This window comes from Pirellulimonas nuda (assembly GCF_007750855.1).
Lineage (GTDB): Bacteria > Planctomycetota > Planctomycetia > Pirellulales > Lacipirellulaceae > Pirellulimonas > Pirellulimonas nuda.
The window spans coordinates 1,704,388-1,730,600 of the sequence record NZ_CP036291.1 but is presented as its reverse complement, the minus strand read 5'-3'; the positions used below and the strand labels follow the sequence as shown (position 1 = coordinate 1,730,600).

18 protein-coding genes are annotated in these 26,213 nt (G+C 68.0%); 15 read left to right on the top strand and 3 right to left on the bottom strand.

The genetic code is table 11. The features are described from left to right. The first annotated feature begins 63 nt into the window (after positions 1 to 63). The 5 genes from Pla175_RS07190 to aroE all read left to right on the top strand — a co-directional run bounded on the left by Pla175_RS07190 (position 64) and on the right by aroE (position 8,307). On the top strand, positions 64 to 2,187 hold the full coding sequence (locus tag Pla175_RS07190) for a polyribonucleotide nucleotidyltransferase (RefSeq protein WP_145282613.1): 2,124 nt from the start codon (positions 64 to 66) through the stop codon (positions 2,185 to 2,187). A gap of 81 nt (positions 2,188 to 2,268) precedes the next feature. Beyond that, complete coding sequence (locus Pla175_RS07185; protein WP_145282611.1) at positions 2,269 to 3,036, top strand: two-component system sensor histidine kinase NtrB; 768 nt, start codon at positions 2,269 to 2,271, stop codon at positions 3,034 to 3,036. 167 nt (positions 3,037 to 3,203) lie between these two features. Then, positions 3,204 to 4,604: a sigma-54-dependent transcriptional regulator gene (locus tag Pla175_RS07180; RefSeq protein WP_145282608.1), complete on the top strand. Its 1,401-nt coding sequence runs from the start codon at positions 3,204 to 3,206 to the stop codon at positions 4,602 to 4,604. Positions 4,605 to 4,704: 100 nt separating this feature from the next. Continuing rightward, positions 4,705 to 6,654 (top strand): DNA mismatch repair endonuclease MutL, encoded by a 1,950-nt coding sequence (gene mutL / locus Pla175_RS07175; protein ID WP_145282606.1) that lies wholly within the window; start codon positions 4,705 to 4,707, stop codon positions 6,652 to 6,654. Positions 6,655 to 6,819: 165 nt separating this feature from the next. Then, a complete protein-coding gene (gene aroE, locus Pla175_RS07170) occupies positions 6,820 to 8,307 on the top strand; it encodes a shikimate dehydrogenase (protein WP_145282603.1) in 1,488 nt (495 codons plus the stop codon). A 19-nt stretch (positions 8,308 to 8,326) separates the two neighbouring features. Here aroE and Pla175_RS07165 read toward each other — a convergent pair whose 3' ends face one another. After that, positions 8,327 to 8,662, bottom strand: a complete 336-nt coding sequence (locus tag Pla175_RS07165) for a 2Fe-2S iron-sulfur cluster-binding protein (protein ID WP_145282601.1) — start codon at positions 8,660 to 8,662, stop codon at positions 8,327 to 8,329. Positions 8,663 to 8,727: 65 nt separating this feature from the next. Here Pla175_RS07165 and Pla175_RS07160 point away from each other — a divergent pair, with 65 nt between their 5' ends. The 7 genes from Pla175_RS07160 (at position 8,728) to Pla175_RS07130 (ending at position 15,939) form a co-directional block, all read left to right on the top strand. After that, the gene (locus tag Pla175_RS07160) at positions 8,728 to 9,300 is read left to right on the top strand and encodes a shikimate kinase (protein ID WP_145282598.1); all 573 of its coding nucleotides are present in this window, start codon (positions 8,728 to 8,730) and stop codon (positions 9,298 to 9,300) included. Between the two features lie 12 nt (positions 9,301 to 9,312). After that, positions 9,313 to 10,671: a prepilin peptidase gene (locus Pla175_RS07155; RefSeq protein WP_145282596.1), complete on the top strand. Its 1,359-nt coding sequence runs from the start codon at positions 9,313 to 9,315 to the stop codon at positions 10,669 to 10,671. 64 nt (positions 10,672 to 10,735) lie between these two features. Beyond that, entirely contained in the window at positions 10,736 to 11,308 is a 573-nt protein-coding gene (locus Pla175_RS07150; RefSeq protein ID WP_145282594.1) for a hypothetical protein, read from the top strand. A 123-nt stretch (positions 11,309 to 11,431) separates the two neighbouring features. Further along, positions 11,432 to 12,262: an OmpA/MotB family protein gene (locus Pla175_RS07145; protein ID WP_145282592.1), complete on the top strand. Its 831-nt coding sequence runs from the start codon at positions 11,432 to 11,434 to the stop codon at positions 12,260 to 12,262. Between the two features lie 78 nt (positions 12,263 to 12,340). Continuing rightward, positions 12,341 to 12,949 carry an imidazole glycerol phosphate synthase subunit HisH gene (hisH, locus tag Pla175_RS07140; RefSeq protein WP_145282590.1) on the top strand — a complete coding sequence of 203 codons (609 nt, stop codon included), beginning with the start codon at positions 12,341 to 12,343 and terminating at the stop codon, positions 12,947 to 12,949. Between the two features lie 111 nt (positions 12,950 to 13,060). Beyond that, a complete protein-coding gene (gene hisA / locus Pla175_RS07135) occupies positions 13,061 to 13,789 on the top strand; it encodes a 1-(5-phosphoribosyl)-5-[(5-phosphoribosylamino)methylideneamino]imidazole-4-carboxamide isomerase (RefSeq protein WP_145282588.1) in 729 nt (242 codons plus the stop codon). A 56-nt stretch (positions 13,790 to 13,845) separates the two neighbouring features. Then, positions 13,846 to 15,939: an elongation factor G gene (locus Pla175_RS07130; protein WP_145282586.1), complete on the top strand. Its 2,094-nt coding sequence runs from the start codon at positions 13,846 to 13,848 to the stop codon at positions 15,937 to 15,939. Between the two features lie 134 nt (positions 15,940 to 16,073). On the opposite strand, the gene Pla175_RS07125 is transcribed toward Pla175_RS07130, so the two are convergent. Together Pla175_RS07125 and acnA are read right to left on the bottom strand one after the other, a co-directional pair. Beyond that, on the bottom strand, positions 16,074 to 17,900 hold the full coding sequence (locus Pla175_RS07125) for a hypothetical protein (RefSeq protein ID WP_145282584.1): 1,827 nt from the start codon (positions 17,898 to 17,900) through the stop codon (positions 16,074 to 16,076). A gap of 111 nt (positions 17,901 to 18,011) precedes the next feature. After that, on the bottom strand, positions 18,012 to 20,771 hold the full coding sequence (gene acnA / locus Pla175_RS07120) for an aconitate hydratase AcnA (RefSeq protein WP_145292009.1): 2,760 nt from the start codon (positions 20,769 to 20,771) through the stop codon (positions 18,012 to 18,014). Positions 20,772 to 20,951: 180 nt separating this feature from the next. On the opposite strand from acnA, the gene Pla175_RS07115 reads away from it, so the two are divergent. The 3 genes from Pla175_RS07115 to Pla175_RS07105 all read left to right on the top strand — a co-directional run bounded on the left by Pla175_RS07115 (position 20,952) and on the right by Pla175_RS07105 (position 26,210). Continuing rightward, a complete protein-coding gene (locus Pla175_RS07115) occupies positions 20,952 to 21,443 on the top strand; it encodes a DinB family protein (protein WP_145282582.1) in 492 nt (163 codons plus the stop codon). A gap of 91 nt (positions 21,444 to 21,534) precedes the next feature. Beyond that, positions 21,535 to 24,948 (top strand): amidohydrolase family protein, encoded by a 3,414-nt coding sequence (locus Pla175_RS07110; protein ID WP_145282580.1) that lies wholly within the window; start codon positions 21,535 to 21,537, stop codon positions 24,946 to 24,948. Next, entirely contained in the window at positions 24,945 to 26,210 is a 1,266-nt protein-coding gene (locus Pla175_RS07105) for an amidohydrolase family protein (protein WP_145282577.1), read from the top strand. Before Pla175_RS07110 ends, Pla175_RS07105 begins: the two co-directional genes overlap by 4 nt. Positions 26,211 to 26,213 lie beyond the last annotated feature (3 nt).

Sequence of the window (26,213 nt, the reverse complement as noted above, 5' to 3'; positions counted from 1 at the left end):
CTGGCGCGCCGGTAATTGCGGTGATGTGTCATTCCAGAAGAGAAAAGCAAGAAAGAGAAACGAATGTTGAATCGAATCCGAGTTGAGCGAGAGATCGGCCACGGCACCCTGTCCATCGAGACCGGCGCTCTAGCCAAACAAGCCGCGGGCGCCGTCATGGTGCAGTATGGCGACACCGTTGTGCTGGTGGCGTCGGCAAGCGGCCCTTCCCGACCCGGGATCGACTTCTTCCCGCTGACCTGCGACTACCGCGAGCGGCACGCCGCGGCGGGCAAGTTCCCCGGCGGCTTCCTCAAGCGCGAAGGCCGGCCGACCACCAAAGAGACGCTCACCAGCCGGCTGATGGACCGCCCCATCCGGCCGCTGTTCCCCGAAGGCTACAACGACGAGGTGCAGATCCAGGCCTCGGTGCTTTCGAGCGACCGGCAGAACGACGGCGATGTGCTGGCAATGAACGGCGCCTCGGCCGCGCTCACCATCAGCCCCCTCCCCTTCCAGGGTCCGATCGCCTCGGTCCGGATGGGTTTGGTCGATGGAAAGTTCGTCCCCTTCCCCACCGCCGAGGAGCTGGAGTCGAGTGAACTCGACCTGATCCTCTCCGGCTCGAAGGACGCCGTGCTGATGATCGAGGGCTTCAGCCGCGAGATGCCCGAAGACCGCATGGCCGAAGCGATCATGGAGGCCCACCGTGTGGTTGGGGTCCTTTGTGAGATGCAGGAAGAGCTGGCGTCGAAGGTCTCGGTCCAAAAGATGGACTACAAGGCACCGACCCCCGATGGCTTGAAAGACAAGCTGGCCGGGGCGTTCCACGACAAGCTCAAGAACGCCGTCCGCACCCACGGCAAGGCCGACCGGGCCGAGGCCGTACGCGGAGTGAAGGAAGAAGCGATGGCGTCGCTGATCCCGGACCCCACGGCCGAGGGCGCCTTCACCAAGGAATCGTTCGGCAAGGAGTTCCACGACCTCAAGGCGGCCGTGGTGCGTGAGTGCATCCTGGACGGCGAGCGTCCCGACGGTCGCGACTCCAAGACCCTCCGCCCGATCGTGTGCGAGGTCGACCTGCTCCCCCGCGTGCACGGATCGGCCCTGTTCCAGCGTGGCGAGACTCAGGCGCTGATCACCATCGCCCTGGGAACCGGCCGCGACGAGCAGCGCGTCGATGGCCTGCTGGAGGAGTACAGCAAGCACTTCATGCTGGACTACAACTTCCCGTCGTTCAGCGTCGGCGAGGTGCGTCCGATCCGCGGCCCGGGCCGGCGAGAGATCGGCCACGGCATGCTGGCCGAGCGTAGCGTCGGCCCCGTGCTGCCGGACCACGACGCGTTCCCCTACACCATCCGCGTGATCAGCGACATCCTGGAGTCGAACGGCTCGAGCAGCATGGCGAGCGTCTGCGGCGCCACGCTGGGCCTGATGGCCGCCGGCGTGCCGATCACCAACCCGGTGGCGGGCATCTCGGTCGGTTTGGTCAAGGAGGGAGACCGGTACGTGCTGTTGACCGACATCCTCGGCGACGAGGACCACTACGGCGACATGGACTTCAAGATCGCCGGCACGCAGAACGGAATCACCGGCATCCAGCTCGACCTGAAGATCAACGGCATTAGCGAGGAGATCATCCGCGCCACGCTGGCCCAGAGCCGCGAGGCCCGGATCGAGATCCTCAAGGCGATGCTGCAAGGGATCGCCCGGCCGCGCAGCAGCACGGCGCCCACGGCGCCGCGACTGGTCCGCACGTCGATCGACCCGCAGAAGATTGGCCTGCTGATCGGCCCCGGCGGCAAGAACATCCGCGGCATCCAAGAGGATTGCGGCGTGACGATCGACGTCGAGGAAGACGGCACCGTGACCATCGCCGGCCCGGACGAGGAGACCGTCAAGGCGGGCCTGGCGCGTGTCGAGGCGCTGACCGCCAGCGTGCAGGTGGGACGCATCTACCACGGCCGTGTGACCAGCGTGAAGGACTTCGGCGCGTTTGTTGAGATCCTCCCCGGCAAGGACGGGCTGTGCCACATCAGCGAGCTCTCCAACGAATACGTCGGCAGCGTCGGCGATATCTGCAAGGTAGGAGACTCGATGAGCGTCAAGGTGATCGCCGTCGACGAGCAGGACCGCGTGAAGCTGAGCCGCCGCGCCGCCATGGCGGACGAGGCGGGCGAGGCCGAGACGGTTGAGTCCGAGGCCTAGCCCCGACGCGCCGCACCGAACGAACCCGAGGCCGGGCCCCGCACGCGAGGCCCGGCCTTTTTTCACATCCCTCGCGTTTGCATGCCCGATCGCACCGAACCGCCAACGGAGTCCACCGACGCGGCCGTGAAGCGGCTGCTGGACCAGTACACAGAGATCGCCCGGCTGGCCGGGGGGCTGGCGCACGAGATCAAGAACCCCCTCTCCACCATCCGGCTCAACATGCAGTTGTTGGCCGAAGAGCTGGAAGGGCTCCCCCCGGCGGCCGAGCGGCGGGCGACCAAGCGGATGGAGGCGGTCCAGCGCGAGTGTCAGCGGCTGCACGACCTGCTGGACGACTTTCTGAACTACGCCAAGGTGCGTCGCTTCGACCTCAAGCCGGTCGATCTCAACCGAGAGATCCAGCTGACGCTCGAGTTCTTCGAGCCCGAGGCGCAGCAGGCCGGCGTCGAGATCATCACCTACTTCGACGCCGAGCTCCCCGCGGTGCGGCTGGACCGCGAAGCGTTCCGCGGCGCGTTGTTGAACCTGCTGATCAACGCCAAGCAGGCGATGCCCGACGGCGGGCAACTGGTGGTTCAGACCCGCCCCTACGGCACAACCGCCGCGGTCTACCTCACCGACAACGGCGTCGGCATGGACGACCGCACCGCGGCGCAGATGTTCGAGACCTTCTTCAGCACCAAGCCGGGCGGCAGCGGGCTGGGGCTGCCGACCGCGGCCAAGATCATCGAGGCCCACGGCGGCGCGATCGCCGTGGAGACCGAGCTGGGCCGCGGGACCCGGTTCACGATCGAGCTGCCGGGGGTGGCGCGGATAGGAGGAGGCGGAGTGATGAGTGATGAGTGATGAGTGATGAGTGATGAGTGATGAGTGATGAGTGATGAGTGATGAGTGATGAGTGATGAGTGATGAGTGCGGTTTGCGACTGTCCGTGATTGATCACTCATCACTCATCGTTTTCGTTCTTTCTCCGCCGCCTTCCCCCGCGCCGTCGCTTCCCCCATAATCGCCCCATGGCTTCTTCGACTACCGCTACGACCGGGCCGCCGATCCAGGTTCTGGTCGTCGACAACGACCCGGCCCACGCCGAGGCGATGGCGGACAGCCTGAGCCGGGTAGGGTACCAATGCGTGGTGGCGGGCTCCGGGCCCGAAGGGGTTGAGCAGTTGGAGCGGGGCGGCTTCGAGATCGTGGTCAGCGACCTCAAGATGCCCGGCGTCGGCGGGCTGGAGCTGCTGGAGAAGAGCAAGGAGCTGCTCCCCGACGCGCAGGTCGTGCTGGTCACCGGTCACGGGACCGTAGAGTCGGCCGTCGAAGCGATGCGGCAGGGGGCCTTCAACTACCTGCTCAAGCCGCTCGACCTCAAGCAGCTGAGGGCGGTGGTGGACAACGCGGCCCGCAGCCAGCACCTACGCCGCGCCAACACAGAGCTCGCCCGCAGGCTCGACGAGAAGTTTGGTTTCGAGAGCATCATCGGCAACAGCCAGCCGGTGCGTGAGCTGATCGACCGCCTCAGGCGGATCGCCCCGACCGACGCCACGGTGCTGATCCAGGGCGAGACCGGCACGGGCAAAGAACTGGTCGCCCAGGCGATCCACCAGAACAGCCCCCGCAAGAACCGGCCGTTCGTGGGGCTCAACTGCGCCGCCCTCAGCGAGAACATCCTCGAAAGCGAGCTGTTCGGCCACATCCGCGGCGCCTTCACGGACGCCGCGCACGACCGGGTCGGGAAGTTCGAGTACGCCGACGGCGGCACGTTGTTCCTGGACGAAGTAGGCGACATGCCGCTGCCGACGCAGATCAAGCTGCTGCGGGTGCTCGAGAGCGGGGAGATCACCCGCGTGGGGTCGAACGAACCGGTCCGCGTGAACGTGCGGATCTTGTCCGCCACGAACCGCGACCTAGAGACGGCCATCGCCGCCGGGGCCTTCCGCGAAGACCTCTACCACCGCTTGAAGGTGATCTCGGTGCGTCTGCCGAGGCTGGTGGAGCGTCGCGAAGACATCCCGCTGTTGATCGACTACTTCGTCCGCATGCACGCCACGCGCCACAAGAAGCAGGTGAAGAGCGTTTCCGCCGCGGCCCGGCGCCGGCTGCTGGCCTACGAATGGCCCGGCAACGTGCGGCAGCTCAAGAACGCGATCGAGAGCATGGTGGTGGTAGACTACGACGGGGTGCTCGACCTGGACGACCTGCCGCCGGACCTCGCCCCCAAGCAAGAGGCGGACGGCTCGCCGATGGATTCAGGCGCCAGCATGGCAGAGCTTGTGGGCAAGAGCATGAGCGACCTCGAAGCGCTGTTCATCGGCGAGACGCTCAAGGTGACCGCCGGCAACCGGGAAGAGGCCGCCAAGATGCTGGGCATCGGCGAGCGGACGTTGTACCGGAAGATCAAAGAGTACGGACTGAACTGAGCGACCAGCGGTCAGCGGTCAGCGATCAGCTTTCAGCCAAGCGGAAAAAAGCTGATCGCTGACCGCTGATAGCTGAACGCGAAACCACACGGACGTTCCCATGCCCACCATCCGCGCGCTGCCGTCGTCGGTGGTCAATAAAATCGCCGCCGGCGAGGTGATCGAACGGCCGGCGAGCGTCGTGAAGGAGCTGCTGGAGAACGCCGTAGACGCCGGCGCCACTCGGGTCGACGTAGCGATCGAGCGCGGCGGGGTCGACCTGATCCGCATCAGCGACAACGGCTGCGGCATCGCGGCCGACGAGCTTCCGCTGGCGGTCACGAACCACGCGACCAGCAAGATCGCCTCAGCGGACGACTTGTTCCGCGTCGGCACCCTCGGGTTCCGCGGCGAGGCGCTGGCGTCGATCGCCGAGGTGAGCCGGTTCGTCATGCGTAGCCGCACGGCCGATGCGGCCTCGGGCGCCGAGCTGCGCGTCCACGGCGGCGTGGCCGAGGGGGTCGCCCCCGCCGGCTGCCCGGTCGGCACGACGATCGAGGTCCGAGACCTGTTCTACAACGTCCCGGTGCGGCAGAAGTTCCTCCGCACGCCCGGCACAGAGATCGGCCACATCACCGAGGCGATGAGCCGCATCGCGTTGGCGGCGCCCCAGACCCACTTCACGCTTAGCCACAACGGGCGGGTGGTGCACGACCTGCCGGGGCTGCCAACCAGCGAGCTCCCCCACTGGCGTGAACGCATCGGCCGGTTGTTTGGGGACGAGATCGCCGCGGCGCTGGTGCCGGTGGAGAGCGAGAACCAGGGGGTCCGGCTGGCGGGCTTCGTCGCGGGCCCGCACGAGAGCCGGTCGAACAACCGCCTGCAGTACCTGCTGCTCAACGGCCGGGCGATCCGCGATCGATCGCTCCAGCACGCCCTGGGCGAGGCGTACCGCGGGCTGCTGCTGACCGGGCGTTACCCGATCTGCTTCCTGAGGCTCGACATGCCGCCGGAGCTGGTCGACGTGAACGTGCACCCCACCAAGCTGGAGGTGCGTTTCCAAGACGGCGGGCGGCTCTACAGCCAGCTCCTGGGGACGATCCGCACGAAGTTCCTCTCGACCGACCTCAAAGCGCCCGGGACCGACGGGGGCGACCTGCCCGCGGCCGGCGGGTTCCGGCCCTTCCCGCAGCTCGGCGGTTCGGCCGGCCCGGGCGCCGGCGCCCCCGAGGCGGACGCCAGCGAGCTGGTCAACTGGGCCAAGCGTGAGTTGTCGCAGCAACGCTTCGACCAGCCGGCCGAGCCCCGCCCCATGCCGCCGGGCGAGCCGCTGGTGCTGCACCGGTTCCGCAACCAGCCGCCGGAGGGCGCCGCGCCTCACGGCCCGGACGGCACTTCAGACTCGGGTCCAGCCGCTCCGATGGACGGGCAGATCGACGGGAGGATCGACGGGAGGATCGACGCGGCCCACAACCAACCAACCGGCGCCCCACACGTCGGCGCCGCCAAGGCCATCCAGCTCCACAACCGCTACTTGATTGTTGAGAGCCAGGCGGGGATGGAGGTGATCGATCAGCACGCGCTGCACGAGCGGATCTTGTACGAGCAGCTCCGAGCCAAGGTTTTGGGGGGCGCGCTCGAAACGCAGCGGCTGCTGGTCCCCGAGCCTGTAGACTTCACGCCGGCCGAGGCGGCCGCCGCGCTCGAGAACCGCGCGTTGTTGGCCCAGCTCGGCGTGGCGGTCGATCCGTTCGGGGGGGACACCGTGCTGGTCTCCAGCTACCCCGCGATGCTGGCAAACCTGCCCCCCGCCGAGGTGCTGCGCGACCTGGTCGAGCGGCTCATCTCCGGCGGCCGCGCGCCCGACGCCCGCGACCTGCTCGACGAGCTGCTGCACACCATCAGTTGCAAGGCGGCCGTGAAATACGGCGACCGGCTGTCGGCCGAGGAGGTAGACGCCCTCCTGGCGCACCGGCACCTCACCGAAAACCACCACCATTGCCCCCACGGCCGGCCCACGGCCCTGGTGTTCACCTGCGACGACCTCGACCGGCGGTTCCAGCGGATCTAGCACGCGGGGAGGGTGTGCTGTTTGTGTGCAGGGGCGTTTTAAGGGACAATGGTTGTCTGACGCGCCGAGCGTCGCTCGGCTGCTGCCGGGCTCTCGCAGCAAGCCAGAACCTGCAATGACCGTCTCCGGCGAAACGCCTAGCACCTAAAACCTAATACCTACCAAATGATCTGCGTTTCTATCGGCCGGAGTCGGCACAAACACATGCTGCTGGAGCACCGCGACCTGGTCAGCCGGGGCGCGAAGCTGGTAGAGCTGCGGCTCGACTACCTTTCGAGCCGGGTGAACCTGCCGCGGCTGCTGGCGGAGCGGCCCTCCCCGGTGGTGGTCACGTGCCGGCGCGAGCAGGACGGCGGGAAGTTCACCGGCACCGAGGAGCAGCGGTTGATGGTGCTCCGCGAGGCGATCGTGGCCGGCGCCGACTACGTTGACTTGGAAGAAGACATCGCCGGCGACGTGCGCCGCTACGGCAAGACCAAGCGCGTGGTCAGCTACCACAACTTCCGCAATACGCCTGACGACCTCAACGAGATCGCCGGGCGCCTGGCGGCGCTCGACGCAGACATCGTCAAGCTGGCCACCATGGCCAACCGCCCGCACGACAACGTGCGGATGCTAGAGATGGTCTCCGCCAGCAAGCTGCCGACCGTGGGCATGTGCATGGGCGACATCGGCACGCCGTCGCGCATCTTGTGCGCCCGGGCCGGGGCGCCCTTCACCTACGCCACGTTCCACCACGAGCGGGCGCTGGCGCCGGGGCAGCTCAGCTTCCAGCAGATGCAGGACACCTACCGCTACGAATCGATCGGCCAGAAGACAGCCGTGTACGGCGTGATCGCCGACCCGGTCGCCCACAGCCTGAGCCCACAGATCCACAACGCGGCCTTCGGCGAGCGCGGCGTCGACGCGGTGTACGTCCCGTTCCGCGTGCCGGCAGACGACTTGAAGCAGTTCTTCGAGGACGTCCCCAAGCTGGGCGTCCGCGGCCTGAGCGTCACGATCCCCCACAAAGAGGCGATCGCCGCGTTCCTCAAGAAGGTCGACCCCGCGGTCAAGGGCATCTCCGCGGTCAACACCGTGGTGTGGCGCGACGGCGAGCCGGTGGGCTACAACACCGACTACAAGGCGGCGATGGACTCCCTGGAGCAGAGCTTCGGACCGCTGGGCCAGCAGCCGAGCCCCCTCGCCGGCAAGCGGGTGCTGGTGCTGGGCGCGGGGGGGGTGTGCCGGGCGGTGCTGTACGGCCTGCAGAAGCGGGGCGCCAAGACCACCATCGCCAGCCGCACGCGCGACCGCGCCAACGAGCTCGCCGCGGCGTTCGGCGCCCGGGCGGTCGACTGGAACGCCCGCCACAACGGCGACTACGACATCCTGGTCAACGGCACGCCCATCGGCATGCACCCCAACGTCGACGAATCGCCCTTCCTGCGCTCGTACCTCACGCCGCACATGACGGTGTTCGACACGGTCTACAACCCGGAGTCGACGCTGCTGATCAAAGAGGCCCGCGACCACGGCTGCAAGATCGTCACCGGCGTCGAGATGTTCATCCGCCAAGCGGCGCTGCAGTTCTTCTTGTTCACGGGTCAGGAGGCGCCGACCGACGTGATGCGCGACACGCTCAAGCGGATCATCGGGCCGGTGAAGTACTAGCCGGGCCCGCGTGTTGAACTCACTGGGACGCCTTCTGACCCCACAGGCCCGGCATCTTGGTGACCACGACGTCTCCCTGCACCGCGCACTGGCAGGCCAGCCGCAACCCAGCGGCGAGGCCGCCCGTCTTGGCGTTGTGGGGGGGCATCGCGAGCCGCCAGCCCTCCATCTTGGTGGGCGCCGCCGCGTCCCCTTCAACCCGCACGGCGCAGGTGCCGCACGTCCCGAAGCCGTGGCAGTTGAGGGCCTTCATCGCCCCGTTGTAGGGGGACTGGCCCGCCGCCAGGAGCGTCTTCCTTAGATTGGCGCCAACCGCACAATCGATGGACTGATTGTTGAAGTGGATCTTGGGCATGTCGCGCCTCCCTGAAGAGCCTGAGTGAGAACGCCGGGCCCACGCGGCAGCCCGGAGTCCCGCAGATGGACCTAGCAACGACGCGCCCGCGGCGTCATCATTCCTGCATGGCGGGGCAGCGCGACATCTTGTTTCTAGAGGGGTACCGGGGCGTTGGCAAGTCGGCCGTCGCACGGGCGCTCGCTGCGCGGCTCGGTTGGGAGAGCGTGGACTCCGACGATCTGGTCGAGCAAGCGGCCGAAAAGTCGATCGCAGAGGTCTTCGCCCAGCAGGGGGAACAAGCGTTCCGTGCGCTCGAAGCCGGCGTGGTCATCTCGCTGTGCGAACGCGACCGCTGCGTAGTGGCTCTCGGCGGGGGCGCCGTGCTCCGCGAAGCGACGCGGGAGGCGCTGGCGCGGTCCGGGCCGGTCGTTTGGCTCACGGCGTCGGCGCAGACCATCGCGGATCGACTCGCCGCCGATCCGTCGAGCGGGGACCGTCGGCCGAGCCTCACCGGGCAGGGGCTGCTGGAAGAAATCACCCAGGTCCTAAGCGCCCGCGAGAGCGTGTACCGCGAGTGTGCTACCTTTGAGGTCGACACCGAAGGCCGCACCCCCGACCAGGTGGCCGACGCGATCGCCGCCTTCCTCAACCGCTGACTTGCACGCCGCATGCAGGCCCTGCTCGATATCCCGCTCCCGCTCCGCCTCGCGGCCCTGTTTGTCGTCGGCGCCGCCGCGGCCTCGCTGGGGAACGCCGCGATCTACGCTTGGGCCTGGAACGCCCGCCGGGTATCGCCCTGGCAGCCCGCCCCCGAAGGGGTCGCCCCGCGCGGCTGGGCCGACCGGCTGCCGGTGTTCGGCTGGTGGCGGCTGCGACGCGACGCGACGCAGCTGGGCCGCTTGTTCTGGGTCCGGCCGCTGCTGATCGAGGTCGGCTTCGGGCTGCTGGTCGCCGCGCTCTACTGGTGGGAGGTCGATCGGCTCGGCCTGATCGGCGGTCAGGTCGACGAGCTATTGTTGCGGGCCGGCATGCAACCGCCGGAGATCGACCCCCGCCCGCTCGCCTGGCCGCTGCACGCCGTGTTCGCGTTGCACGCCGCGGCCGCGTGGCTGATGCTGGTGGCCAGCTTTGTCGACATCGATGAGAAGTCGATCCCCAGCTCGCTCACCGACTACGGCACGCTCGCCTTCTTGCTGGCGGCGCTGGCTTTTCCGGCGGCTGGTCTGCCCGATGTCGTCGAGTCGGCCGCAGAGCCGCGGTTCTCGGTCCCGCTGCTCGAGCCCCAGGGAACGCCGATCCTTGGGCCCGAAGGTGAGCCGCTGTACGTGCAGCCGATGCACACCGCGGCGCCCAACCACGCCTGGCCCGACCACAGCCACCCGGCCCTGCTGGCCGGGCTGGGCTGCTACTGGTTGTGGTGCTTCGCGGTGATCCCACGGGTGTGGCGCGGCAGGCGCGGCGCGCCGTTCGCGCTGGGGCTGATCGCGGCGCACGTGTGGCGCGGCGTCCGCACCACGCCGCTGCGCGAGGCGGTCATCGCCGGCACGCTGGTGATCGCCATGGCGTGGTGGACCGGCGGCGCCCATTGGAGCGGGCTGCTCACGGCGCTGGTGGGAATGGCGGCCAGCGGCGGCATCGTGTGGGGGGTGCGTTTGATCGGCGCCGCGGCGCTGCGGCGCGAGGCCATGGGCTTTGGCGACGTGATGCTGATGATGATGCTCGGCACGGTGCTCGGCTGGCAGGCGTCGCTGTTCGTGTTCTTCTTGGCCCCGTTTGCCGCGGTGGTGATCGCGGTGGCGAACCTGCTGATCAACCGCGACGACGAGATCCCCTACGGCCCCTACCTCTGCCTGGCGACGCTCGCGCTCTTCTTCTTGTGGGCGCCGCTGTGGAACCACACCGAGCTGGTCTTCTCGCTCGGTTGGCTGGTGCCGGTCGCGACGGTTGTTTGCCTTGTGCTGCTGGGGGTGTTGCTGGGAATCTGGCAGGTGATCAAGCAGTTGCTCTTTGGGCGCAGCCAAGATTAAGGGTCTCTCGCCGAGGCGCAGAGGCGCGGAGGGACCCCCTGAGCAACGCCGCAAGAGACCCGACGTGATCCGACTCTCGAGAACCATCCGCGACTTTGCCGGTCAGCGTAAAGCGATCCGCGCGGGGCGCTACGGCGTCATCGAGACGCACGCCGGCGTCCTGGTTGCGATCCACCTGCGGGCCTGGCCGAAGGTGCTGTCGCTGCGAGAGCTGTGGCCGGTGGGCGACCGCTTCCATGAAGCGGGCCCCGCGGACCGCTGCCGGCTGTACTACAACCAGCCGCGTTCTGCGCCGGGGTTCCTGGCGCTGCGGTACGTCGCGTCGACCCGGGGCGCCGGCTACCGCACGATCCGAACGGCGCTCTTGGCGCTCGACTGGGTCGCCGAGCTAAAACAAACGGACGCGATCGTGTGCGACGCCGCGAACAGCCGGCTCTCGGACCGGTCCCTCCGCCGCATGGGCTGGGCGCCCCACAAGCCGCAGCGTTGGCGGCGGAACTACATCCGCCGGTTCTACGGCGAGTACCCCCCCAACCCGCTCTCGCGATCAGTCGAGCCGTCGGCGTCAGCCGACGGAGTCTTGCCGGTGGGCCCGAACGCCTCCGCGGCGCTCCGCGAGCCCCTCTGGGTCGGCTGACGCCGGCGGCTCGCTTGCTTTGGGGTGCTAGCGTCACGTGTTCGCACTTGGCCGCCGGCGGCTTGCCTGCTAACCTCCCGCCGCTTGCAGGATCCGCCCAGCGCAAAGGCGAACCGACCCCCGATGTTCCTACGCGTCGCCATCTCCGTTTGCTTCACCCTGACCCTCGCGTCGGGCTGCGGACGCGTTGTGTTCCGGCCTCAGGGTCCACAGCCGGTCGCGCTCTCTCCGGAACAGCAGCAGCAGCTCGCCCTTCAATCCGATGAGCTGAGGACGCGGGCGACCGACCTCGATCGCGACAACCAGGAGTTGGAGACCCTGCTGGCGGAGTCGCGGCAGCAGGCGCAGCTCTTGCAGCAGCAGATGACAGCAACGCAGGACCAGCTACGCGCCACGGCCGATCAGCTCGCCGCGGCGCAGATGGACAACTCGAAGCTCAGCAGCCGCACCCAGGCGCTCACCGCCAGCACGCAGGTCCCCAGCGGCGGGGCGACGATCCGCGCGAACAGCACGCTGATGCGGCCCCTGTCGGTCGCCAGCCTGCCGGGCGTCGAGGTCCGTCAGGACGGAGACGTGATCCGCGTCTCGATCGCGTCCGACCAGCTCTTTTCGCAGGGAGACGCCTCGCTGCAGACCGGCGCCGAGCCGTTGCTGCAGAACGTCACCGTCGACGTGCTGCGGGCCTACCCAGAACAGCGGATTGGGATCGAGGGGCACACCGACGGCGGCGGCCCCCCCTCGGGCCGGTACGCCTCGGCCCACCACCTGTCGGTCGCCCAGGCAACGGCGGTCTACGACGTGATGCGCCGTTCTGGCCAAGCCCCCGAACAGCAGTTGTTCGTGATCGGTTACGGCGCCAATCACCCGATCGTGTCCAACGCCACCGAGGCGGGCAGGGCCAAGAACCGGCGGATCGAGCTGGTGATCTACCCCGAATCGTTCCAGCGCCGCTAGCCCGCTGGCCGCTTTAGCCGCGGGGTCGCTTGGCTTAAGATGGGGGGATCCCCTCTCCCCCTCCGGAACGCCCCCCCGTTGATCGCACTCGTTGACTACGACATGGGCAACCTGCGCAGTGTGCAGAAGGGGCTCGAACGGGTGGGGCACGCGGCCGTGGTGACGAGCGATCCCGAGGTGGTCCGCCACGCGGATAAAATCGTGCTCCCGGGCGTGGGGGCGTTCTCAGACGCCATCGCTTCGCTGCGGGAGCGGGGCCTGGTGGATCCGCTGTGCGACGCGATCGCCGCGGGGACGCCTCTGCTGGGCATCTGCCTGGGGATGCAACTGCTGTTCGAGCGGAGCCACGAGGACGGCGTCCACGAGGGGCTGGGCGTCCTGCCGGGCGAAGTGGTCCGCTTCGCCGGGTTGCCGCACGAGTGCAAAGTGCCGCACATGGGCTGGAACCAGCTCTCGATCAAGCGTCCTTCCCCGGTGCTCGAAGGGATCCACGACGGGGACTACTTCTATTTCGTCCACTCGTACTACGTCCGCCCGGGCGACGCGGGCCTGGTCGCCGCAGAAACGGACTACCATGTGCCGTTCTGCTCGTGCGTGCACCGTGACAACGTCTTTGCGGCCCAGTTCCACCCGGAAAAGAGCCAGGCCTGTGGGCTTCGGCTGCTGCGTAACTTCGCAGAGCTCTGATCGGCGGCGCCCCGATCGCCGGGTGTCCTAGGCCGTTGTGTCGCGCCCGCGCATTTGCGATAATTCATTCGCAGGCGAATTCATGCACTTCTTCAGACGCGGGCTTTCGGGATGGAAATCTGGCCGGCAATCGACCTGCGGGGGGGCAAGTGCGTCCGTTTGTTGCAGGGCGACTACTCTCAAGAAACCGTCTTTGACAGCGATCCGGTCGCCGTGGCTAGGCGATTCCAGGCGCAGGGCGCCCGCCATCTACACCTGGTCGACCTGGACGGCGCCCGCGAGGGGCTGACGGTCAACCTGCCGGCCATCCAGGAGATCCTCTCTGCGGTCGACATGCAGGTCGAGCTGGGGGGGGGCGTCCGCGACGAGCAGTCGATCACCGAGCTGCTGGGCTTCGGCGTCGCGCGTCTGGTGGTCGGAACTTCTGCTCTGAAGCAACGCGAGTGGTTCCGTGAGGTCGTGCGGAAGTTTCCCAACCGGCTGGTATTGGGACTCGACGCCCGCAACGGCCTAGTGGCTACGGACGGTTGGATGGAGACCAGCACCACTTCGGCCGTGGAACTGGCGCTCGAGTTCAACGACGAGCCTCTCGCCGCGATCGTCTACACCGATATCGCTACCGACGGGATGATGTCCGGGCCGAACGTCGAGGCGATGGCCGAGATGCAGCGTGCGGTGCGCGTGCCGATTGTCGCCTCGGGGGGGGTCACCACCATCGACGACGTCCGGGCGCTTAGCCGCGTCGGCATGAGTGGCGCCATTATTGGAAGGGCCCTCTACGAAGGAACGATCGCCATCCCGGATGCGCTAGTCGCCGCCCAGGGCGATGGGGGTGATTAGCGGCATCCATCCAATCGGGCGCTCTCTCTCCTCACTCTTCTCTCGGAGCTCCAACGATGACCCTCACCACCTCCAATATCCGGAATATCGCCGTCTGCGGCCACGGTTCGGCCGGCAAGACGACGCTGATCGACGCCCTGCTGGTTAAGACCGGGGCCGTGCAGGGGTCCCCCAGCGTCGACGCCGGCAGCAGCGTCTGCGACTTCGACCCCGAGGAGAGGCGCCACAAGCACTCGATCGAGGCGAGCGTGGTCCACTTCGAGCACGCGGGCAGGCACTTCAACCTGATCGACACGCCGGGGTACCCCGACCTGATCGGTCAGACGATCGGCGCCCTGCGCGGGGCGGACACGGCGCTGGTGGTGGTGGACGCCCACGCCGGCGTGAAGGTCGGCACGCGGCGCGTGTGGAACGAGGCGGGCAAGGCGGGGCTGGCGCGGATCCTCTGCATCACCAAGCTGGACGATCAGACGGTCGACCTGGCGGCGTTGATGGACTCGATCCACGCCTCGTTCGGCGACCACTGCGTGCTGGTGGACGCCCCCGACGGCGTCGGGCCAGAACTGCACAAGATGGTCAACGTGCTCGACCCCACGCACGGCGAGCACCTCGCCTCGGGGCTCGAGGCCGATGCGCTGCACGAGCAGGCTGTCGAGGCGATCATCGAGGTCGACGACCACGCGATGGAAGAATACTTCGAGGGCCACGAGCCGGAGCACGCCGAGCTGGCGGCGCTCGCGGTGCGGGCGATGCAGCAGGGCCAAGCGACCCCGGTGGTGTGTGTGAGCGCCAAGAACGGCATCGGCCTCGACGAGCTGCTCGACTTCCTGGCCGAGGAGGCGCTCCCCCCCGGAGGGGTCGAGCGGACCGCGACGATTGGCCAGGACACCGTGGCCCTGAAGGCCGACCCGGCCGGCCCGTTGGCGGCCCAGGTGTTCCGCACACGGATCGACCCCTTCGTGCAGAAGCTCTCGTTCATCCGCGTCTTCTCGGGGACCCTCAAACGCGACAGCGTGGTCCCCTGCCCCGACTCCAGGAAAGTGGTCAAGATCGGGGCGCTGCTGCGCGTGCAGGCCGACAAGACAGAGCCGATCGACGCGGCGGTCGCAGGCGACATCGTCGCGGTGGCCAAGTGCGAAGAGCTGCACACCGGCGCCTCGCTGGGCGACGCGATCCTGCCGCCGATCCCCTTCCCGACCGCGATGATCGGCCTGGCCGTCTCGGCCAAGAACCGCGGCGAAGAAGCAAAGCTCTCTACCGCATTGCACCGGCTGGTGGAGGAAGACAGCACCGTCCATGTTGAGCACGACCCGGAGACCAAGCAAACGGTGCTGACCGGGATGAGCGAGCTGCACCTGCAACTGCTCAAGGAGCGGGTGGCGCGGCGCGACCACGTAGAGCTCGACACGCACGAGCCGAAGATCCCCTACCGCGAAACGGTGAACGGCACCGCGGAGGGTTCGTACCGCCACAAGAAGCAGACCGGGGGCGCGGGGCAGTTCGCGGAGGTGCACGTGCGTATCTACCCCTTCCCCGACGACGCCAAGCCAGAAGAGTTCGCGACGAAGGAACGGTTCCCACAGCTCAAGAACCACCACTACCACCCAGAGAACCACTTCCTGTGGGTCGATTCGGTGGTGGGGGGAACGATCCCGGGGAACTTCATGCCGGCGATCGAGAAGGGCTTCCTCGAGCGGCTCAAGCAGGGGGTGATCACCGGCTGCCCGGTGAAGAATGTCTGCGTGGAGGTGTTCTACGGCAAGGACCACCCCGTCGACTCGAACGAGAACGCCTTCCGCACCGCCGCGAACCGCGTGTTCGCAGAGGTCTTCAAGCAGGCGTCGCCGGCGCTGCTCGAGCCGTTTGTGCACCTGCACATCACCGCCCCCGAGGCGAACGTGGGGGACGTCTCGGCCGACCTCTCCGGCCGGCGGGGCCAGATGCTGGGGATGGACCAGAACGGCGGCGGCATGACCACCATCGAGGCCAAGGCGCCGCTGGCGGAGGTGACCACCTACGCCCGCACCCTCAGCAGCATGACCGGCGGCCAGGGGAGCTACACGATGGAGCTGTCGGGCTACGAGCAGGCCCCGGGCAACGTGCAGCAAGAGGTGATGTCGCGGGCGACGCTGCGCGTCGAGGAAGATTAATCGCAACGGCGCCAACAGCGACCGCATAGCCGACGGGCTACGCCCCGTCGGCGTTTGGCAGTTGTTGGCGTTCTCTTCGCGCGCCGACGGGGCGTAGCCCGTCGGCTATTGCGGGTGGTTGGTTGTGGCTGAGGTTACTTTTGGGGAGCGTTGCTGGGCTGCTCCAGTGGGCTCGCCGCCTGGCCCGTGTGCTCTTGGACGGAGCCGCCCTCGCCGATCCGCACGGTGTAGGTGGTGGTGGTCTTGTAGACGGGGGGGCGGAACTGCTTGCCCCAGGCCCGGATCGTGTAGACCACGTCGCCCGTCCACTCGTCGACCACCTGCACCACCGGCTCGACGCCGCCGCGGAGCTCGATCGCGGGCAAGTAGCCCATCGGCACCCGGCCGTAGTTCTCGAGCTGCGGGATCTTTACCGGCCAGCCGGGGTACTGCTGGGCGCCCGGCTTGGTGACGTCGACGTGCCTGGGCCAGCACTCCGCGGTGATCACGCGGGACTTGTTGTTGAACCGAACCAGGCCGTAGCCCGCCCCTTGCTCGTTGCCCGGCGCGGGGTTGGCGTAGGCGGCCATGGTGACCTTGTTGCCGAAGCCGTCGTAGTACCGCCCGGTGTAGGGGAGCGGGCTGGCGGGGTCGTGGGCCAGTCCCTCTTCGAGCGGCTTCCACCACCTGGGGTAGTAGTTCATGATCGACGGGACGCAGAAGCTCCAGCCGGCGTCCTCCCAGTCGTTCACGCCGTGGTGGATCATGGTCGCCAGGTGCTGGTCCCCCGCGATGTGAAACGCGAACGCCTTGCGCATCGCGATGAGCGCGCGGTTTCGGCCCGCCTGGGGCCAACCGTTGGAGTCGAGGTCGGCCAGCAGCCGTCCCTGCTGGCCTCCGTGGATGTGGGCGCCGCCGCAGAAGATGGTCTGCGAGAGGACACACTTCACGTCGGCGCCGGTCCAGTCTTGCCCCCAACGGTCGAGGAACGCAAGCTGTCTGTCGCCCAGCAGCCGGGCCTCGTGAACGTCGATCGACTGGCGGTCGTAGCCGGGATCGTTGATGTGGTCGGACCGCGGGCCCTGCATGGGGACGAGCCCCGCCGGACCGGTCTTCCACTTGCGGTCTTCGATGATCGCGAAATCAACGCGGCCGATCTGCAGCCGGGTGTAGTAGACCGTGATCCCGCGGGCGACGGGGGTCGGGTCGATGGGGTCCGGCAGGTGTGCGGTTTGCGCCCGCTGCACCATGTTGACGTACTCCACGGGCATGAAATAGCCGCCGTCGTCCCCCGCCTGACGCGTCGATTTGCGGCCGGCGTCTCCCCACAGGTTGCCGTGGCCGACGTCGTGGTCGTCCGGGATGGTGACGCTGGGCCGGTCGCGCATCACCTCGCCGAACTGCCAGCCGAACAGCAGCCAGGCGAACAGGTGCTCGCGGTGGTCGTAGCTCTGGTCGCCGGCGAAGAAGACCATGTCGGGGTCTTGTGCCTGGATGTTGCGCACCACGTCGTCGCGGCGGTCGCGTCCCTGGTTCGAGTTGCAGCTCAGCCCGGCGACGACGATGGATTCTTTCTCGACCGGGTCGCGCCGCACGCGCCCCTCGTACACGGCGCCCCCCGGGTGGGTCAGGCGGTAGCGACCGTCGCGTGACTCGTCCCAGCCCTCCACACGGAAGCAGGTGTGCCAGTGGTCGTCGTCGACCTTCTGCGTGGCGAACGCGCCCCACTTGCCGTCGCCCCGGTCGAGTTCTAGCGTCACTTCGCGCGACTCCTCGACCTTCAGCGGGAACAACTGAGCCGAGAGCTTGAGGACGCCGTTCTGCGTGGTGTAGAGCGCGAAGCCGATCACGCGGTCGCGCGGGACCTCGGGGATGGCCGTTGGCCGTTTGGGCCACGTGAGGTCCAACGGCTCAGCGGCTGACGCCGCGAGGACAGAGGCGAGGACGGCGACGAACGACCGGGCGAGGAGGGAAGGTTTCATCGATTCTGGGGGCGTCGGGATGAGCCGGGAGGAGGCGGACCGGTACGCAGACCGACGGGGCGGAGCCCGTCGGCTATTGGGGTCGCTCGGCGAGCTTGCGAAGCGCTGTGCTTAGCCTTCTTTCAGCAGCTTGCGCACCACGAACGCCAGGATGCCGCCGTGGCGGTAGTAGTCCAGTTCGACCGGGGTGTCGATGCGGACCTTCATCGGGAAGGTCTTGCCGTCCGCCTGCACGGTGATGGTTTGCAGCGGCTTGAGGCTGTCGCCCAGGTCGGGGATCGCGAAGGTCTCTTCGCCCGTGAGCCCGAGCGACTGCCAGGTGGTCCCCTCCTCGAACTGCAGCGGCAGCACCCCCATCATCACCAGGTTGCTGCGGTGGATCCGCTCGTAGCTGGCGGCCAACACGGCGCGGACCCCCAGCAGGTAGGTCCCCTTGGCGGCCCAGTCGCGGCTGCTGCCGGTGCCGTACTCGGCGCCGGCCAGCACCACCAGCGGCGTGCCCTCCTTGATGTACTTCATCGCCGCGTCGTAGATGGGCATCACCTCATCACTGCCGAGGTGCTTGGTGACGCCCCCTTCGGTTCCGGGCGCCAGTTGGTTGCGGATGCGGATGTTGGCGAACGTGCCGCGCGTCATCACACGGTCGTTGCCGCGGCGGGCGCCGTAGCTGTTGAAGTCGACCGGTTCGACGCCGGCGTTCATCAGGAACCGACCCGCGGGGCTGTCCTTGGCGATCGCCCCCGCGGGGGAGATGTGATCAGTGGTCACCGAGTCGCCCAGCAGCGCCAGGCAGCGGGCGCCGGCGATCGGCGCGATCGGGAGGACCTCTTCGGTCAGCGTCGCCAAGAACGGGGGCTCCTGGATGTACGTGCTGCCGGGCTGCCAGTCGTACAGCTCGCCGCCGGTGATCGGCAGCGCGTTCCATTTGGGGTTCTTTTCCCAGACGTCGCCGTACTGCTCCTCGAACATCTCGGGGAGCACGCACGCCTTTACCACCTGCTGCACTTCCTGCTGCGTCGGCCAGAGGTCCTTCAGGTAGACCGGCCCCGAATCTCCCTCGCCGATCGGCTCGCTGGCGAAGTCGATGTCGGTCGTGCCGGCCAGCGCGTAGGCCACCACCAGCGGGGGGCTCGCCAGGTAATTGGCTTTGACGTCGGGGTTGATCCGCCCCTCGAAGTTCCGGTTCCCCGAGAGCACGCCCGCGACTACCAGATCGTGCTCGCGGATCGCCGCGCTAATCGGCGCCGGCAGCGGGCCGGAGTTGCCGATGCAGGTGGTGCAGCCGTAGCCCACGGTGTAGAAGCCGACCTTCGCCAGCTCCTTATCGAGGCCGCTCTTCTCGTAGTAATCGGTCACCACCCGGCTGCCGGGTGCGATGCTGGTCTTCACCCACGGCTTGGCCTGCAGCCCAACGGCGGCGGCCTTCTTCGCCACCAAGCCGGCGGCGACCATCACGCTGGGGTTCGACGTGTTGGTGCAGCTCGTGATCGCGGCGATCACCACGCTGCCGTGGTGGAGCTGGAACGTGGAACCTGCGTTCTCGACATGGATGCCGTCAAAACCCGGGTCGGAAACCGCGACGGCGGCGGCCGGTGACGCGGCCCCCTCGGGGTCGATGGGCTGCCCCCCCTCCCCTTCCCACTTGGCGGGCGTCGATACGCAGCCCTTCTCGTAAACCTCGATCAGGTCCTTCCGCCACTGAGGCTTCATCGCAGCTAGCGGGATGCGGTCCTGCGGCCGCTTCGGGCCGGCGAGGCTGGGAACCACCGTCGCCAGGTCGAGCTCGACCGTGCTGCTGAACTCGGGCGCCGGCGCATCGTCCGTGCGGAACAGTTGGTTCTCCTTGCAGTACCGCTCTACCAGGTCGATCTCTTCGGCGGTGCGGCCCGTCTGCCGGAGGTATTCCAACGTCCCGTCGTCGACCGGGAAGAAACCCATCGTGGCGCCGTACTCGGGAGACATGTTGGCGATGGTCGCCCGGTCGGCCAGGCTCATCGAGCTAACGCCGGCGCCGTAGAACTCCACAAACTTGCCCACCACCTTCTGCTTCCGCAAGATCTCGGTGACGGTCAGCACCAGGTCGGTCGCGGTGGCGCCGGCCGGGAGCTTGCCGGTAAGCTCCATGCCGACCACCTCGGGCGTGAGCATGTAGATCGGCTGGCCGAGCATCACCCCCTCGGCCTCGATGCCCCCGACGCCCCAGCCAACGACCCCGAGGCCGTCGATCATGGTGGTGTGGCTGTCGGTGCCCACCAGCGAGTCGGGCAGCACCACCCCGTCGCGCACAAACACGCACTTGGCCAGGTACTCCAGGTTGACCTGGTGGACGATCCCGGTCCCCGGCGGAACCACGCGGAAGTTGTCGAACGCCTTCTGGCCCCAGCGGAGGAACTCGTAGCGTTCCTGATTGCGCTCGAACTCCATCTCGATGTTGAAATCGAGGGCGCCGGCGCCCAGGTAGTGGTCTACCTGCACCGAGTGGTCGATCACCAGGTCGACCGGGTTCAGCGGGTTGATGCGGTTCGGGTCGCCGCCCAGCCGCTTCATCGCCGACCGCATGGCCGCCAGGTCGACCACGCAGGGCACCCCGGTAAAGTCCTGCAGCACCACGCGGGCCGGCTTGAACGGCAGCTCGACCGGGTTCGCGCCCCGGGTCTTGTTCCACCCGGCGAGGTTCTTCACGTCGTCCTGCGACACCACGTAGTCGTCGCAGTTGCGCAGCAGGCTCTCTAGCAGCACCCGCACGGAGTACGGGAGCTTGGAGACGGTTGTTAGCCCCGCCTCTTCGAGCCGGCTGAGCCGGTAGAGGGCGTATTCTCCGCTCTTGGTCTGGAAGGTGTCGCGTGCTTTGAACGGGTCGGCGGCGGCCATGGCGTAGGTGCGGTTGGCGAGTGACGGGGGTGCCTGCTTGAACGACCGACGATGATACCGCATTTGGGCCACCCGTTGCAGCCGCTTCGGGCTCACCCGACAATGGGGGAGAATTGAGGCCGCCCTCCGCGGGGCGGTCCGACGGCTCTGTGGTCCTTCGGTAGCTTTCCCGGGCGAATCATGAACGATCCCCTGTTGCGGCTTTACGACTTCACCCTCGGGTACTGCCAGCGGTTGCTGGAAGACGTCGACGAAGAGCAGATGCAGCTCCAACCTTCCCCCGGCGTGAACCCGCCCGCCTGGATCGTGGGACACTTGGCGATCTGCACCGACTTTGCGCTCGGCCTGCTCGGCGAGCCCAAACGGCTCCCCGCAGAGTGGAGCGAGGAGTTCGGCCCCGGCAGCGAGCCGCTGAGCCAGCAGCACCCCTACCCCAGCAAGGCAGAGCTGCTGATCGCGCTCAAGGAAGGGCACGCCGCGGTTGTCGCTGCGTTGCCGCGGGTCGACCCCGAGAGCCTGACGGTCCCCAACCCGATCGAATCCGCCGTGCTCAGGCGTGCGTTCCCTACCGCGGGCGACCTGCTGGCCCACCTGATGAGCACACACGAGTCGTTCCACCTGGGGCACCTCTCGAATTGGCGCCGACAGATGGGGCGACCGCCGCTGTTCTAGCGGGCCGGGACGCCGCGATCGGGATGGGTTGCTTCGCCCACGCGGCTCAAGCAAACTAGGCTCCGCCCCCCCACCCCGCTCAGCCCGCCAGATGCGCACCCTCCTTCCGTTTGCTCTTGCCTGGATGCTGGCTTGGCCGGCAGCGGCAGCGCCGGTTTCGACCCGACCGGCCGACGGCCTCCGCGAGGCGACCCCCAGCCACTACGCGCTCACCGGCGCCCGCATCGTTGCGGCGCCGGGCCGCGTGATTGAGTCTGGCACGATCGTCGTGCGGGATGGGCGTATCGAGCAGGTGGGCGCCGACGTCGTCGCGCCCGCGGGCGCCCGCATCGTCGATCTGGCCGGACGGGTGGTGTACGCGGGGTTCATCGACGCCTTCGGCGAGGCCAAGGCCGAGGCCGATCCTCCCGGCCCGGGGTACTGGCACGAGAAGATCTCGCCGCAGCGCTCAGCGGCGGCCGGCTACACGCCGGACGCCGCGCTCAACAAGACGCTCCGCAGCCAGGGCTTTGCGGCCCGGCTGGTGGCGCCCGACTCAGGGGTCATCAAGGGCCAGAGCGCGTTGGTGCTGTTGGGAGACGGGGATTCACGCGAGGCGATCCTCAATGCGTCCGCGGCGCAGCACCTGCGTCTGACGGTCGGCTTCTCCGGGGGCAACCGCCGCTACCCCACCTCGCCGATGGGCGCCGTGGCGCTGGCCCGGCAGGCGATGATCGACGCGGCGTGGCTACGCGAGGCCCAGGCCGCGCTGCGGGCCGACCCCGCCCTGCCCCGCCCCGAGGCAAACCTCGCGCTCCAGACGCTGATGGGAACGCTCGACGGGGGCGCCCTGGTGCTCGCCGACGCGCCCAACGAGCTGTTCGCGTTGCGGGCCGACGCGTTCGCGCGCGAGTTTGCGTTGCGGCTCGCCCTGGTCGGCTCCGGCAACGAGTACCGGCGGCTCGAAGCGATCCGCCAGACGCGCCGCACCGTGATCGTGCCGGTCGACTTTCCCAAGCCCCCGCCGGTCGCCAAGCCCATTGAGTCGCTCGACGCTCCGCTCGACGTGCTGATGCACTGGCGGCTGGCGCCAGAGAACCCGGGGCGGCTCGCAGCGGCAGGGGTGCCCATCGCCCTGACCTCGCACGGCCTGAAGGACCGCGGCGCCTTCCTCAAGCAGGTGCGCAAGGCGGTCGATCGCGGGCTCGATCGTGACGCCGCCCTGGCCGCGTTGACCACCACCCCCGCCCAGTTGTTTGGCGCGGAGGATCAGCTAGGGACGCTCGATCCGGGCCAACTGGCGAACTTTGTGGTGGCCGATGGCGATTTATTCCAACACAAAACGACGCTCATCGCTACCTGGGTCGAAGGGGTCGAGTACAAAGTCAAGCCCGATCCGGTGAGCGACCTCTCAGGTCCGTGGCTGATCTCCGCCAGCAAGAAGCTCGGCGAGAACAAGCAGTGGCGGCTCGAGGTCGAGGGCGACGGCGCCAAGGCCAAGGGCACACTCGCGCCGGTTCCTGCCGAGCAGGCCCCCGGCAAAGATGCGGCGGAGCCGCCCAGCGCGGCGGCCAGCCAGAGTCCGGATGACGGGCCAAATGAAGCAGCCGACCCTGAAGACCAAGACGAAGGCCAAGGCAAGCAAGACAGCGATAGCGACAACGAAGACAAGGACGCAAAGACGCGGGCGCACGAGAACGAAGAGCAAACTGAGAACAAGAAAGAAGCGGGGCCCAAGAAAGACGCCGACGCAGCGGTCACGCTCAAGCCGTTCGCGTTGTTGGGCTACCAGCTCAGCGGCGTTGCCGACGGCAAACCGCTGGGAGTCGACGGCAAGGTGACGATCGCCGCCACGCTCTCGGCCGGAGATCCCCCCAAGCTGGTCGGATCGTTCGTGTTGCCTAACGGCGTCCAGGTTGCATTCTCCGCGGTGCGAACCAGCGACGACGAGCGGGCGGAAGCCGACAAAGACGAGAAGTCAGACGCCGGCGCCGTAGAAAGCGCCGATGAGAAAGACGCCGATGCGAAAGACGACGCCAAGAAAGAGGGCGATGAGAAAGTCGCCAATGAAGAAGGCGATGTCGCCGAAGGCGGCGGCAAGCAAGGCGACGATGACGGCCAGAAAGACAAAGGCACGCCGGCAGCGATCGACGTCGCCGTGAACTACCCGCTGGGCGCCTTCGGCGTCACCCAGGCGCCCCAGCAAGAAGCGGTCGCGTTCGTCGGGGCGACCGTCTGGACTTGCGGCCCTGCCGGAGTGATCGAAAACGCCACCGTCGTGGTCCGCGACGGTGTGATCGAGCGGGTGGGCGTCGACGCACCCACCAAGGGGTGCCGGGTGGCCGACGCGGCCGGCATGCACCTCACACCGGGCATCATCGACTGCCACTCCCATATCGCTACCGACGGCGGCATCAATGAGAGCGGTCAGGCGATCACCTCCGAGGTGCGGATCGGCGACTTTATCGACCCCGACGACATCACCATCTACCGCCAGCTCGCCGGCGGCGTGACCACGGCGAACGTCTTGCACGGGTCGGCCAACCCGATCGGCGGGCAGAATCAGGTGATCAAGCTCCGCTGGGGCGCGGGGCCCGAGGAGATGAAGTTCGTGGGGGCGCCGCTGGGCATCAAGTTCGCGCTCGGAGAGAACGTCAAGCAGAGCAACTGGGGCGAACGCTACAGCAGCCGGTACCCGCAGACGCGGATGGGGGTCGACGAGTTGATGATCGACGCCTTCCGGGCCGCGCAGGGCTACCGTGGCGAGCTGCGACGCTGGGAGCGGACCGGGCGTGGGCTGCCGCCGCGGCGCGACCTCGAGCTAGAAGCCCTGGTTGAGATCTTAGAACACCAGCGCTGGATCCACTGCCACTCGTACCGGCAGAGCGAGATCCTGGCGCTGCTGCGGACGCTCGAAGGCTTCGGCGTGCAGATCGGCACGCTGCAACACATCCTCGAGGGCTACAAGCTGGCGCCGGAGATCGCCGCGCACGGGGCGATGGCGTCGTCCTTCGCGGACTGGTGGGCCTACAAGTTCGAGGTGTACGACGCCATCCCGTACAACGGCGCGTTGATGCACAACGCGGGGGTGGTGGTGTCGTTCAACTCAGACGACCACGAGCTGGGCCGACACCTGAACCAGGACGCCGCCAAGGCCGTCAAGTACGGCGGCGTGCCCCCCGAAGAGGCGTTGAAGTTTGTCACGCTCAACGCGGCCCGGCAGCTTCGGATCGACGGGCTGGTCGGCTCGGTCGAGCCGGGCAAGCAGGCCGACCTGACGTTGTGGAGCGGGCCGCCGCTGTCGAACTTCGCTCGCTGCGAGCAGACCTGGATCGACGGGCGCCGGTACTTCAGCCGCAGCGCAGACGCAGCGGCCCGCAAGCGCGACGCCGAGCTGAAGCAGCGGCTCATCCAGCTCGTGCTCGACTCTGGCGAATCCCCCGCGGGCGCCGGCGACGAGAAAACCGATCCTTCGTCGCTGTGGCCGCGCTGCGACATCTTTTGCTCCGGGTACGACTGCCGATGATACGCTCGCTCTGCTTCTATCTTCTGCTGCTGGCCTCGACGGCTGCGCCCGCGGGCACGGTCGCGTTGGTCGGGGGGACGGTCCATCCCGTCTCGTCCGACCCGATCGAGCACGCCACGCTGGTGATGACCGACGGGGCGATCACCGCCTTGGGCGCGGACGTGAAGGTTCCCCAGGGGGCGCAGAAGGTCAACGCCGCGGGGCTGCACGTCTACCCCGGCCTGATCGCGGCCTACTCGCAGTTGGGGCTGGTGGAACTCCCCTCGGTGCGGGCGACGGTCGACACGAGCGAAGCGGGCGACTTCAACCCCAACGCGATGGCCCACAAGGCGGTGAACCCCGACAGCGAGTTGATCCCGGTCACACGATCAGGGGGGGTGCTGCTGGCCCTGGCCGCGCCTGACGGCGGGCTGTTCAGCGGCCAGAGCAGCCTGATCCGCTTGGGGGGCTGGACCTGGGAGGACATGCTGGTGCGGCCCGGCGTGGGGATGCACGTCCGTTGGCCGGCGACGCGCAAACGCGGTTCGGAAAAAGACACGAGCGAAGCATCGTTGCGGCGGATGGCGCAACTGCTCGACGACGCCCGCGCCTATCAAGCGGCCCGCGACGCCGACCCCGAGACGCCGTTTGACATCCGCTGGGAGGCGATGGGCCCGCTGCTGCGTGGCGAGCAGCCGCTGATCGTCGACGCCGATTGGCTCGACCAGATCGAATCGGCCGTAGCGTTTTGCGCAGAACAGAAGCTGAGGCTGATCATCATGGGGGGCTACGACGCGCCGCACTGCGCCGCGCTGCTCAAGGCGCACGACGTGCCGGTGGTAGTTTCGGCGATCCATCGTCTGCCGCTGCGGCGCGGGGACGACTACGACGCCCCCTACACGCTGCCGGAGCGGCTCCGCAAAGCAGGGGTGCGGTATTGCATCGCCGGCGGCGGGCGTTTCGCCTCGAACGTGCGGAACCTCCCCTACCACGCCGCCACCGCGGCCGGCTACGGCCTGCCGCGTGACGAAGCGCTCAAGGCGATCACACTCTACCCGGCCCAGATCCTTGGGGTCGACGACCGGGTCGGTTCGCTCGAAGTGGGCAAAGAGGCGACGCTGCTGATCTGCGACGGCGACCCGCTAGAAACCCCCACGCACGTTCAGCGCGCGTGGCTCCGTGGCGAAGAGGTCGATCTTGACGACCGCCAGAAACGGCTGCACCAAAAGTTCCGCAAGCGGATCGACAACGTAGGTCAGGCCTCGCCTGTCGAGAGCCCCTAGCCC